An 11,504-nucleotide genomic window follows, 5' to 3' on the forward strand; every position below is an offset into this window, starting at 1 on the left:
GATCGCTGGGCTTCTGATGTTGCCCACGAGCTAAAAACGCCCCTCACGTCCATTCGCTTAGTAGCTGAAACCTTGCAAGCCCGATTAGACCCACCGCTACGAGCTTGGGTTGATCGTCTAATTAACGAGGTGATTCGGCTTAGCAACCTTGTGCAAGACTTGTTAGATCTCAGTCAACTCCAGACGAATGCCCCAGCCCGTTTAACCCTAAAACCAGTGAATCTAGCTGAGCTAGTCCAGTCAGCTTGGCTCAGCTTAGAGCTACTAGCCCGGAAGAAACATATCACCTTAAACTACGTGGGTGCTAATCCTGCCATCATTTATGCTGACGAACCCCGCCTCTATCGTGTGCTTATTAACCTGTTGGATAACGGCATTAAATACAGCCCGCCCCGCCAGAGCATTCAAGTTAATGTCAAATTTTGTGATGCCCAAGCAGTCTGTTGTTCTCCCTCAAGTTCTTCTCACTTGGAGACAGACAAGCGTCAAGACAAGGAGCATACTGGTTTAGCTACCTATGACGAGCAGCCCTTGCAGGATCAGCATGTCTGCCTTGACGTTATTGATGCGGGGCCTGGATTTCAAGAGCAGGATTTGCCCTATGTGTTTGATCGCTTTTATCAGGCAGACTTATCGCGTACTCGCTCCAGTAAACATGGCTCCTCATCAGCACTTGCTAGTGACTCTACTCCCGAATACTTGTTGGGCAGCAGCGGCCTGGGATTAGCGATCGTCCGCCAGATTGTAGAGGCCCACCATGGGACAGTCAGGGCCAGCAACCATCCTGAAACAGGCGGCGCTTGGCTACAAGTCCTTTTACCTTGTCACCCTCCTGCTGCATCAGAGTTACCAAATCCAGCTAAGTAGTGACTAGAAGCACTGCCCATCAAAGTCAAAACTCCTATTGCACTCAAATTACACTCAGGAACTGTACTCAGGATAGAGTGCGTTTCAGTCGCTGCTGAACGGCTAGCACCACAACTACATCAAAACCTAGCAATGCTAACAAGGCCGTACCCATGGTCACTGCTCCAAATGGTGCTGTCATCACAACGCTGGCGAGGTTCCAGTCATGATGCAGGTAGAGATACCGAATTGGTTCAATCGCATAGCTTAGGGGATTAAGGCTAGCAACCCACTGTAACCACCTGGGCATGAAGTCAAGTGGCGCTAGAGCAGTGCTAGAAAACAGTAATGGCAAGTTAGTGACAAAGATAACAGCAATCAGCTCAATGTGACCGGGCAGTGCGAATGCAAGTCCTAAGCTGAGAGCGGTAACCCCAAATACCATCAGCAAGATAATGCCCACTAGCACAGCTAAACCCTGAGGATTGGGAAGCCCTGACCCCAAGACTGCCCCTGTAATCACAATCATTAGGGTTTGCACCATGCTTAGGGTAGTAATAAAGATAGCGGATGCCAAGACAATAGAGAATCGAGATACCAGTGGAGCCACAAGTAAGCGGTTGAGGAAACCAAATTCTCGATCGAACATAACGGGTAATCCAGCATTCAGTGCCCCGGCAAATGCTGTAAACACAATTACCCCTGCCCCCAGAAACTGGGCATAGTTCTGGCTGTCACCAAACAAGCCCGCAGGTGCGTTTTGAAACAATGCTCCGAATAAAATCAGCCACATCAAGGGCTGAATAATGCCCGCTATCAAGGTTGAAGGGCGGCGCTGAAGCTGAATAAAGAGGCGACGAGTCAAGGCAGTAGTTTCTTGCAGAAAAGCCTGCAACTCAGAGGGCTGAGGTGCGATCGCAGCTTCATCTACTGCCACAGGACGAGGGGGAATCAGTGTTGAACTCATAATACTTCTTTGGTTATGAACTGGTATGAACTAATAGATATACTGCTAAACACTAAGGCGAGGTCGAAATTGAGTACTGATGCATGAGCATACCCATGAACAAGACAGCCATTCAATCGACTGGTATCTGTCTGTAAAGACATTAGCGCATAGCCTGTTTCTTCTCGGCTTTTAGGTCACGACTACTCGATGCAGCCAACTCAGCATCCAACAATGTCCGCCCTGTTGCTGCCAAGTAAACATCGTCTAAACTAGGCCGGGACTGAGCAATGCCAAAAGTCGGCAAGTTAGCATTTCGTAGCGTTTGTTGAATGATTGCCAATGCTTCAGGGTCAGATTTCACCACAAGGTTGAGAGAATTTCCCTGAGCCGCGTTGATAATAACCTCCTGTACACAGGGCAAGGCTTGCAGCAGCTCTTTCGCCTGCTCTGCTTCCGACAACGGTGAAAATTCTCGAATCCGCAGGGTGATGCGATCGCCCCCTACTTTATCCTTCAGCTCACTGGGTGTGCCTACGGCAATGACTGAGCCGCGATCGATAATAGCAACATGATCTGCCAGAGCATCTACCTCTTCTAGGTAATGACTAGTAAGCAACACAGCCACCCCTTGATCTCGCAACTGACGCAAAAAGTCCCACACGACTACACGGCTTTCGATATCTAGACCTACTGTCGGCTCGTCCAGTACCAACACATCTGGCTGATGCAGTAATCCAGCCGCCAAATCTAGCCGCTTGCGCAACCCACCCGAATAAGTGCCTGTTTTTTTGTCAGCATAGTCCGTCAAGCCCAACATCGACAGCATTAAATCTATGCGCTGAGCAGCAACAGTCCTGGGGATGTGATACAAATCTGCTTGAAACTGCAACAGCTCTCGACCAGTTAGGATTTTGTCAAGAGCCACTTCCTGAGCCACATATCCTAGCTTGCGACGAGCAGCCCGCGGATCTTTGAGAACAGAAATCCCAGAAACCTCTATCTCCCCAGCATCAGGAGTGGTTAGGGTACAAAGACAACGCAGTGTCGTTGTTTTCCCAGCACCATTAGGCCCCAATAACCCAAAAATTTCTCCAGGTTCAACTTGCAGAGATACGTCCTTAACAGCAGTCACAGAGCCATATCGCTTCTGGAGATTTTGAACTAGCACTGCGGAACCCATATTTGCATTACCTGTTGGATTAGAAACTACACAAATCTACACAGACTGCATACACCATCATTGTAATACTCCGACTAGATGGCGATCGTACCAGATGGACATTAGCGAAGGGATTGTTATTAGTGCCACGAAAATTTAGCAAATGTTTACATGGTACTATCCAGAGGCATAGAACGATGGCCATCTTACAATCCCTATCATGTGTGTAAAGGACTTTTGCTAATGACTCCAGACTATGTTTTACAGCAGTTGAACTGGCGCTACGCTACTAAAAAGTTTGACCCTACAAAGATCATTCCTGATGATGTATGGGCAGTCTTAGAGCAGAGTTTGGTCTTGGCACCATCATCCTTTGGTCTTCAGCCTTGGAAGTTTATCGTGGTGAAGAATCCAGACATTCGCCGTCAGTTGGTTGAACATTCATGGGGACAAACCCAGGTGGTAGATGCATCTCACTTAGTGGTGCTTGCAATCAAAAAAAATGTTGGGACAGCCGACGTTGATCGCTACATTGCCCGCATGGCTGATGTGCAGCAGGTGCCTGTAGAGAATCTGGAAAAATTTGCCGCTATGGTTAAGGGCTTCTTAACTACACCACCCTATCCTCTGGATCTAGATGCATGGTCAGCTCGACAAGTTTACATTGCACTGGGGCAATTTATGACCTGTGCAGCCATGTTAAATGTTGATACTTGCCCCATGGAAGGCTTTATCCCCAGTAAGTATGACGAGATCCTAGACTTGCCAGCCCAGGGATACACAGCCGTGGTTGTCTGTCCTGCTGGTTATCGAGCAGAGGATGATAAATCTGCGGCTAGACCCAAAGTACGCTATCCCAAGGATGATGTCATTCAGTACGTAATCTAGTGCTTATTTGGGTAACGGATAATCCTAAAACGGTAATGATTTTCTGGGAAGGGTATGGGGGAACCTTCCCACAAGGGTAGCTAGCTCCCCAGTTAGAGCCTTTATCACTATCTATGTATCAATATTGCCATGGAGAGGTGCTCCAGGCCTTGCCTAGTGTCATGCTGGCTTTTAGACTTGCAGGATTTTAGCTTTGCGGTACGAATGCCCTGAAGCTCAACAAAAAGGCTTGATCAGCCTGTAGTTGTAGCTCTCCTCACCATGGCTCATGGGTAGTGCCAGTAAGTAACTTTGTATTGGTCACAATCATTTACCCTGCAAAGTCGCTACAACGTAACGCTAATGCTCCAAAAGCCAGCGACGTAGCCCACTGGTTTGTAGTCATAGTGTGGAGAAAGGGTATAAGTCCGGCCTAATAATGTCTATTTGGAAGTTTTTGTTAGGAAATCTACATCTTGATTTACAATTCTTAAGCAAATCCAAGAAACAAGCCGCATTTCTGAGGAACGATCGCCAAGGCTGTTGACATTCCTTAATGTGTTAAGGCCAAGCAGTTGCGGTTTACTGGCTTTTGGCGCTCGGTTCTATACTTATCGCCTGTAACTAGATAGGATGGAGCCTAAACTATGGCAATTACTCTTGAGTCAGCACGAAATATTTTCCCCAGCACTCTGTCTGCTGATGTTGTGCCTGCTATTATTGCCCGCTTCAATCAACTAACGCCTGAAGATCAGCTTGCATGGATTTGGTTTGCCTATCTTGAGATGGGTAAGACGATTACGGTTGCCGCTCCAGGTGCAGCGAACATGCAGTTTGCTGAGCCTATATTGAACCAGATTCGGCAAATGACCAAGCGAGAGCAAGCTCAAGTTATGTTTGACTTGGCTAACCGAGCAGATACTCCCATTTGTCGTACTTACTCCACATGGTCACCCAATATCAAATTGGGCTTCTGGTATCAGTTGGGTGAGTGGATGGAGCAAGGTATTGTGGCACCTGTTCCTAAGGACTATAGACTCTCTGCTAACGCATCGGCAGTGCTGCAATCAGTCAAGGAGCTAGATCCTGGTCAGCAGATTACGGTACTGCGTAGTGTTGTGGTTGATATGGGATTTGACCCCAGCAAGATGGGCAACTACACTCGTGTAGTTGAGCCAGCCGTTGTTCCTAAGGATTTGTATCAGCGTACTTCAGTCGCTATCGAGGGTGTAACTAATCAAACAGTGCTAGATTACATGAACAACCTCAACGCTAACGACTTTGAGGCGTTGATTGAACTGTTTACACCCGATGGTGCTCTGCAACCTCCCTTCCAGCGTCCGATCGTAGGCAAGGATAACATCTTCCGGTTTTTCCGAGAAGAGTGTCAAAACCTAAACCTGATTCCAGAGCGCGGTGTGGTAGAACCTGCGGAGGATGGCTATACTCAAATTAAGGTGACTGGCAAAGTGCAAACTCCTTGGTTTGGTGCTAGCGTTGGCATGAACATAGCATGGCGTTTCTTGCTTACTCCTGAAAACAAGATCTTCTTTGTGGCGATCGACCTGTTGGCATCTCCCAAAGAGCTGTTGAATTTAGCTCGCTAGCATCAGCTTGATTGTGTAATCTGGCTAGCACTACCGCCTGCGTCTGGGTAGGCACTCATGGTTGTGCAGTTGTAGCCTTGACCATCAAATGCTCCTTAAACATGCCTTAAGTTACGAGCGCTCTTTTTGCAAGGGCGCTTATTTTATAGAAAAATAACTGTTCAGTTAGGTAGCAAATCATCTTGCATAACACTATAGGAAACACTATTATTGACATTAGATGTACTAATAAGACTGCTTGTTCAGCAGGCAACTTTCACGATATTTCAAACTGTTGATAGTGAACTGCAGCAATTGAACGCTAATGAGGTTTTGTTGGCTAAATGCCATGCTCATGCTGTTCAAATAGCTGTCAACGGACGATCGTATTGTCTTTTAGTATGTCTGAATTCTCTGTAAATTCTTTGTGTAAATGGTTTTGATTTGGCGATGCAAGGTTCTGATAATAACGAGTGGTCTGCAGTAGAGGAAACTGTTGCGAAAACTGCTTTTGAGCGAGCTTATCAACGAGAAATCAATGCACTAGTTAAGGATGTAAGGGAACGAGCCAGTACGATTTCTGAGCTGAACGATCTATGGCGTTTACATGATTTCTTGAGTGCTAGACGGCATGAGATTGATGGCAAGTATGACTATCAATATCCTATGTTGCTGTTTGTATTTGCCAATCTAGTAAAGGAGGGATGGCTGCGCCTAGATGAACTAGAGGGGCTGCATCAAGACAAACTTACTAAGATTGGTGCCCTTGCTCGCATGTAGGGCGATTCCCTAATTCCTAATATGGCTTAATATCCAATCCATAGGGTTATGGGCTAAACACTCGGTATGATAGAGACCTCTGAGCACCTGCTACTAGCAATTCGAGGGAGGTCATGATTATGCCGATCGCCACAATTAATCCTGCGACGGGAGAGACTGTTAAGGTTTTTACACCCATTACCGCCGCAGAGTTGGAAGCAAGGTTATCTTTAGCAGCACAGGCGTTTCAAGTCTATCGTCATACTAGCCTAGCAGAGCGTTCAGCCTGGCTACACCAAGTTGCTCAGCATCTAGAAGACAACCGCCAAACCTATGCTGCCCTAATGACCCTAGAAATGGGCAAACCGATCAAGGCTGCGATCGCCGAGGTGGAAAAGTCTGCATGGGTATGTCGGTTTTACGCTGATCAAGCGGCGGACTTCTTAGCTCCCATCCCAGTGAGTACCGATGCCAGTCGTAGTTTTGTGTGTCATCAGCCTCTAGGGGTAATATTGGCGGTCATGCCGTGGAATTTTCCCTTCTGGCAAGTGTTTCGGTTTGCGGCACCAGCGCTGATGGCAGGCAATGTGGGTATTCTAAAACACGCTTCTAATGTACCCCAATCGGCCTTGGCGATTGAGGCAATTTTTCAGCAGGCTGGGCTTCCTCGTGGTGTGTTTCAGACCCTATTAGTGGGGGCTGATCAGGTAGCAGCCATCGTGGCTGACGATCGCGTAAAGGCCGCTACTCTGACCGGGAGCGAAGCGGCTGGAGCTAGCCTTGCAGCAGCGGCGGGTAAAGCGCTGAAGAAAACAGTCCTAGAACTAGGCGGTAGTGATCCGTTCATTGTGCTAGCCAGCGCTGACCTGGAACAAGCTATTGACACAGCAGTTACTGCTCGCATGTTGAATAATGGCCAATCCTGTATTGCAGCCAAGCGGTTTATTGTCCAAGAAGCGATCGCTGACACGTTCATCCAGGGACTACAAGCCAAATTTCAAGCCCTGAAGATTGGAGATCCAATGCAACCAGACACTGACATTGGCCCCTTAGCGTCACCTGCTATCCTCAAAGACTTGGATGATCAAGTGCAGCAATGTCTGCAAATGGGAGCCACTGCTATCGTAGGTGGTTGTCCGGTGGCCAGTGATCAACTCCCGGAAGCGCTCCGTCACGGCAACTTCTACGCTCCTACCATCCTGATCGACCTACCTCTTGAATCTCCGGCCTACCATGAGGAGTTTTTCGGCCCAGTTGCCCTTGTGTTTCGGGTACCCGACCTAGATAGCGCCATTCAGCTTGCCAATAGCACAGCTTTCGGTCTAGGGGCCAGTGCTTGGACAACTAACGAAGCTGAAGTGCAACGCCTGATTGCTGAATTGGAGTCAGGTTGTGTGTTCATCAATGGTATGGTGAAGTCGGATCCTCGGTTACCCTTTGGTGGCATTAAGCGATCAGGCTACGGACGAGAGCTAGGACAACAGGGCATCTATGAATTTGTGAACATTAAAACCGTCTGGATCAAGTAGCTCTGGAAACTCAAAATTCCTATGCAACATTACATTTCCCCGCGCTTTCTGGACAAAGTTGCGGTGCATATTACCAAAAACTACCTAACGTTACCTGGTGTACGAGTGCCCCTAATTTTGGGGATTCATGGCCGCAAGGGTGAGGGCAAGTCTTATCAGTGTGAGCTAGTGTTTGAACGCATGGGCATTGAGGCTGTGCGTATGTCAGCCGGGGAGTTAGAAAGTCCTGATGCTGGAGATCCTTCGCGGTTGATTCGCCTGCGTTATCGAGAAGCCGCAGAGCTGATTCGAGTCCGGGGCCAAATGGCGGTGTTGATGATTAATGATCTAGATGCAGGTGCAGGCAGACTGGATCGCACCACGCAATATACCGTCAATACTCAGCTTGTGCATGGCACCTTGATGAATATTGCTGACAACCCCACCAACGTGCAGCTTCCTGGTAGCTATGATGAAACGCCGTTACATCGAGTACCTATTTTGGTGACAGGTAACGACTTTTCAACCCTGTACGCACCGCTAGTTCGTGACGGCCGCATGGAAAAGTTTTACTGGGAGCCAGATCGCAACGATCGCATCGGCATTGTGGGGGGCATTTTTGGCGGTGATTTGTCTTCCCAAGAAGTAGCACAGCTTGTGGATGCCTTTCCTAACCAAGCAATCGACTTTTTCAGTGCTCTCCGCGCTCGTCTCTATGATGAACAGATTCGCCAGTTCATTCATCAAGTTGGTATCGAAAAAGTCTCGAAGCGTTTAGTCAACAGTGTTGATCGTCCCCCAGAATTTACTCCGCCTGATGTAAGCTTGCCTCGGTTGTTAGCCTTTGGCCAGCAAATGGTGCAGGAGCAAGACTGGATCCAGAATACTCGTCTAATGGAAGAGTATCTGTCTCGTGCCGTGCGAGACCGTGGTTCATCCCCTAGTTCAACGGCTGCCCCTAAGTTAGGAGGACGACAACGTGCTTATGCTCGTGATCACCAGGATGTAAACTCACCAATAGTTAAACCTGGGGAAGCAACTTTGCCAGTCGGCTCTTTGTCATCCAATGGCACGACTGCCCTTGATGCAGAAACTTTAAAGCAACTCCGTCAACTACTCGCCAACGGCTACCGCCTTGGCATTGAATATGTAGATCAGCGTCGATTTCGGACTAATTCTTGGCAAAACTATGCAACGGTGACTGGGGGAGAACAGATGGCGATCGCGACTCTAGAAGCTTGTCTGAGTGAGCATCCCCAAGACTATGTGCGCTTAGTTGCCATTGAGCCAAAGGCTCGCCGTCGCCTCAGCGAGGTTATCATTCAACGACCCCGTTAATGGTGCAGTCCTGCTACGTAAGTTCTTGGTTACGCAGCAATGCCGCTACCTGTCAAATACAGCAGCGCCATACGAATTGCTACTCCACTGGTGACTTGTTGAGAGATCAGGCTAATTGAGGGATCATCCATTAAGGCTGAACTGATTTCCACTCCTCGATTAACTGGCCCAGGATGCAAAACTTTCACCGTTGGTTTACAGCAACGCAGGCGATCGTGGGTAATGCCAAAGGTTTGATGGTAATCGCGTAAGCTAGGTAGCAATTGTTCCGTCATGCGCTCTCGCTGGAGCCGCAATGTCATCACAAAATCAGCATCTTCCAAGGCTGGTGGCAATGACCAGTGAAGATAGAGGCGACGAGATGATGGATAGGCGATACTAGCATTTTCCTGATTAGTTTCCAGATACTGAGCAAACCACTGAGGCAACAGGGTTGGTGGTGCTGCTAGATGAACTTCCGCGCCACCCATGGTCAGACTCCACAAGTTGGAGCGGGCAACGCGGGAATGGAGAATATCCCCCACGATCGCGATTTTTTTACCCTCTAGCAAGGATAAGCGAGGATTTTTGGGATCCAATATAGTGCAAATGGTGAACAAATCTAGGAGAGCTTGGGAAGGATGCTCATGCTGTCCGTCACCTGCATTTAAGATGCTGACATGGGTGCCTTGACGTTCCATTTCACGGGCGATCGCTTGGGGTACCCCTGCGTCTCGATGGCGAACCACCATAATATCTGCCCCCATCGCCAGATAGGTGAGGGCAGTATCCAGAATAGTCTCCCCCTTGGTCAAAGATGATGTTCCCGGAGCAAAGTTGAGGGTATCTGCTGAGAGGCGCTTAGCTGCTAGCTCGAAACTATTGCGGGTGCGAGTTGATGACTCGAAAAACAAATTTGCAACAACCTGACCCTGAAGTGCAGGTACTTTCTTAGTAGGACGGGATAGTACTTCCTGAAAGCTTGCTGCCGTTTGCAATACGGTATCGTAGTCGCTGGGGGTAAATGTGGCTAGGGACAGAATATGGCGGTGAGTCCAATTAGGAGACATAGTTAGAGTTAGATGGCTCTGGGTTGCTAGATTTTCGGTGACGGCGTTCATCTAGCCACTGTTGCAGGATAATAGCTGCTGCCTTGCGATCGACTTCGCCCTTATACCGACTAGGAGATATTCCTGCCGATCGCAGCATCTCTTCAGCCTGGACACTAGTCAGCCGCTCATCCACGTAGTCAACAGGGAGTTTAAGCGCGGCTGCTAGACTAGTTGCCGTTTTTTGCACCTGTTTTGCCTGAGAACCTAACTCGCCTGCCATTGTATAGGGCAGTCCTACAACCAGCACTTGAACATTGCGCTCTGTCACGATTTGCTGCAGCTCAGTTACTAACTGGGCAAAAGATCGGCGATGAATGGTAGTGATGCCAGTAGCAATTAGGCCGGTACCATCGCAACCAGCCACCCCCACTCGCTTCTTGCCAATGTCTAAGCCCAATGCCGACAAAAATTGCCCAGCCATGATAGGTGTCTCCCTACATGGACATGCTAGTTAGGTAGTCACTTAGGGGTGGCTAACCAACCAGCACTCAAAACAACCGTAATCCCCATAAATAGGATGCTTAGTGTCCAGGTGACCCGGTTAAGGGTTGTTTCAGCACTCTTGGTACTAGTAAACAGTTGAGCCTGTCCGCCAATGCCACCTAGTCCGTCACCTTTGGGACTGTGGAGTAGCACTAGCACAATTAGGCCGATCGCAGAAACTGTCCAAACAAATTCGAGGATTTGAGTTAAGGTCATAACTTGTAATCACAATTCGCTATTAGGTTTTGTGGCTAGTCGTATGGTTGAAATTACCCATGCTTAGGTAAAAAACGATCAACAACCTGATGGAACCAGGAGTTACAGCCCAACTTTCACGGGTGTGCGGTTAGCACGGAAGTCAACCAGAGATGGTTCGATCAAGGAACGACCAGTCATTTCTGGGGGCTGAGGCAACTGTAAAATATGCAAAATAGTTGGGGCAATGTCGGCTAACCGACCATCTTTGCGCAACTTTAGATCAGTGCCATGACCAGGGATTTTACGCCCCTCTCCTTCTACCACAATAAACGGAACGGGGTTCGTTGTGTGTGCTGTCCAAGGATTGCCTTGCTCATCGCGCATGTATTCAGCGTTGCCATGATCGGCTGTGATGATAGCAGTTCCCCCGACACGACTAATGCCCGCTAGCAAGTCGCCTAAGCACTGATCAACTACTTCAATTGCTGCAATACTGGCTTCTAAATTACCGGTGTGCCCTACCATGTCTGGGTTAGCGTAATTGATTACTACTAGCGAGTAAATACCTTTCGCGATCGCCGCTAGCGCTGCATTGGTCACCTGACGTGCCGCCATAGCTGGGGCGTGATCATAAGTTGCAACACTAGGGCTAGGCACTAGCTCACGATCCTCGCCTTCAAACGGATGTTCAATGCCGCCATTAAAAAAATAGGTGACGTG

12 protein-coding genes are annotated in these 11,504 nt (G+C 48.5%); 6 read left to right on the forward strand and 6 right to left on the reverse strand.

The window, feature by feature from the left end:
• On the forward strand, positions 1 to 867 hold an 867-nt coding region (locus tag NZ772_05360), incomplete at its 5' end, for a HAMP domain-containing histidine kinase (protein MCS6812988.1).
• A 67-nt stretch (positions 868 to 934) separates the two neighbouring features.
• On the opposite strand, the gene NZ772_05365 is transcribed toward NZ772_05360, so the two are convergent.
• Together NZ772_05365 and NZ772_05370 are read right to left on the reverse strand one after the other, a co-directional pair.
• Complete coding sequence (locus NZ772_05365; protein MCS6812989.1) at positions 935 to 1,813, reverse strand: ABC transporter permease; 879 nt, start codon at positions 1,811 to 1,813, stop codon at positions 935 to 937.
• 142 nt (positions 1,814 to 1,955) lie between these two features.
• On the reverse strand, positions 1,956 to 2,975 hold the full coding sequence (locus NZ772_05370; protein ID MCS6812990.1) for an ABC transporter ATP-binding protein: 1,020 nt from the start codon (positions 2,973 to 2,975) through the stop codon (positions 1,956 to 1,958).
• Between the two features lie 222 nt (positions 2,976 to 3,197).
• On the opposite strand from NZ772_05370, the gene NZ772_05375 reads away from it, so the two are divergent.
• From NZ772_05375 to NZ772_05395, 5 genes are all read left to right on the forward strand, one after another.
• Positions 3,198 to 3,842 (forward strand): NAD(P)H-dependent oxidoreductase, encoded by a 645-nt coding sequence (locus NZ772_05375; GenBank protein MCS6812991.1) that lies wholly within the window; start codon positions 3,198 to 3,200, stop codon positions 3,840 to 3,842.
• Between the two features lie 626 nt (positions 3,843 to 4,468).
• A complete protein-coding gene (locus NZ772_05380; GenBank protein ID MCS6812992.1) occupies positions 4,469 to 5,428 on the forward strand; it encodes an orange carotenoid-binding protein in 960 nt (319 codons plus the stop codon).
• Positions 5,429 to 5,857: 429 nt separating this feature from the next.
• Complete coding sequence (locus NZ772_05385; protein MCS6812993.1) at positions 5,858 to 6,187, forward strand: hypothetical protein; 330 nt, start codon at positions 5,858 to 5,860, stop codon at positions 6,185 to 6,187.
• 119 nt (positions 6,188 to 6,306) lie between these two features.
• Entirely contained in the window at positions 6,307 to 7,695 is a 1,389-nt protein-coding gene (locus tag NZ772_05390; GenBank protein MCS6812994.1) for an NAD-dependent succinate-semialdehyde dehydrogenase, read from the forward strand.
• A gap of 21 nt (positions 7,696 to 7,716) precedes the next feature.
• Positions 7,717 to 9,012, forward strand: coding sequence for a ribulose bisphosphate carboxylase small subunit (locus NZ772_05395; protein MCS6812995.1), 1,296 nt, complete (start codon positions 7,717 to 7,719; stop codon positions 9,010 to 9,012).
• A 29-nt stretch (positions 9,013 to 9,041) separates the two neighbouring features.
• Here the strand turns inward: NZ772_05395 and NZ772_05400 are convergent, their stop codons facing one another.
• From NZ772_05400 to NZ772_05415, 4 genes are all read right to left on the reverse strand, one after another.
• Positions 9,042 to 10,061, reverse strand: a complete 1,020-nt coding sequence (locus NZ772_05400) for an aspartate carbamoyltransferase catalytic subunit (protein ID MCS6812996.1) — start codon at positions 10,059 to 10,061, stop codon at positions 9,042 to 9,044.
• Positions 10,051 to 10,524, reverse strand: coding sequence for a Holliday junction resolvase RuvX (ruvX, locus tag NZ772_05405; protein MCS6812997.1), 474 nt, complete (start codon positions 10,522 to 10,524; stop codon positions 10,051 to 10,053). The genes NZ772_05400 and ruvX overlap by 11 nt, the downstream gene beginning before the upstream one ends.
• A gap of 38 nt (positions 10,525 to 10,562) precedes the next feature.
• Entirely contained in the window at positions 10,563 to 10,802 is a 240-nt protein-coding gene (secG, locus tag NZ772_05410) for a preprotein translocase subunit SecG (GenBank protein ID MCS6812998.1), read from the reverse strand.
• Positions 10,803 to 10,904: 102 nt separating this feature from the next.
• Positions 10,905 to 11,504, reverse strand: a 600-nt coding sequence (locus NZ772_05415; protein MCS6812999.1) for an alkaline phosphatase family protein, incomplete at its 5' end; no start/stop codon positions are given.

Source organism: Cyanobacteriota bacterium, assembly GCA_025054735.1.
Taxonomy (GTDB): Bacteria; Cyanobacteriota; Cyanobacteriia; order SKYG9; family SKYG9; genus SKYG9.

What these genes read in the sequence shown, in the direction of transcription:
- NZ772_05400 (MCS6812996.1), bottom strand. Translation starts at nt 10,061, where the DNA reads ATGTCTCCTAATTGGACTCACCGCCATATTCTGTCCCTAGCCACATTT.
- NZ772_05380 (MCS6812992.1), top strand. Translation starts at nt 4,469, where the DNA reads ATGGCAATTACTCTTGAGTCAGCACGAAATATTTTCCCCAGCACTCTG.
- NZ772_05395 (MCS6812995.1), top strand. Translation starts at nt 7,717, where the DNA reads ATGCAACATTACATTTCCCCGCGCTTTCTGGACAAAGTTGCGGTGCAT.
- NZ772_05390 (MCS6812994.1), top strand. Translation starts at nt 6,307, where the DNA reads ATGCCGATCGCCACAATTAATCCTGCGACGGGAGAGACTGTTAAGGTT.
- ruvX (MCS6812997.1), bottom strand. Translation starts at nt 10,524, where the DNA reads ATGGCTGGGCAATTTTTGTCGGCATTGGGCTTAGACATTGGCAAGAAG.
- NZ772_05375 (MCS6812991.1), top strand. Translation starts at nt 3,198, where the DNA reads ATGACTCCAGACTATGTTTTACAGCAGTTGAACTGGCGCTACGCTACT.
- NZ772_05365 (MCS6812989.1), bottom strand. Translation starts at nt 1,813, where the DNA reads ATGAGTTCAACACTGATTCCCCCTCGTCCTGTGGCAGTAGATGAAGCT.
- NZ772_05385 (MCS6812993.1), top strand. Translation starts at nt 5,858, where the DNA reads ATGCAAGGTTCTGATAATAACGAGTGGTCTGCAGTAGAGGAAACTGTT.
- NZ772_05370 (MCS6812990.1), bottom strand. Translation starts at nt 2,975, where the DNA reads ATGGGTTCCGCAGTGCTAGTTCAAAATCTCCAGAAGCGATATGGCTCT.
- secG (MCS6812998.1), bottom strand. Translation starts at nt 10,802, where the DNA reads ATGACCTTAACTCAAATCCTCGAATTTGTTTGGACAGTTTCTGCGATC.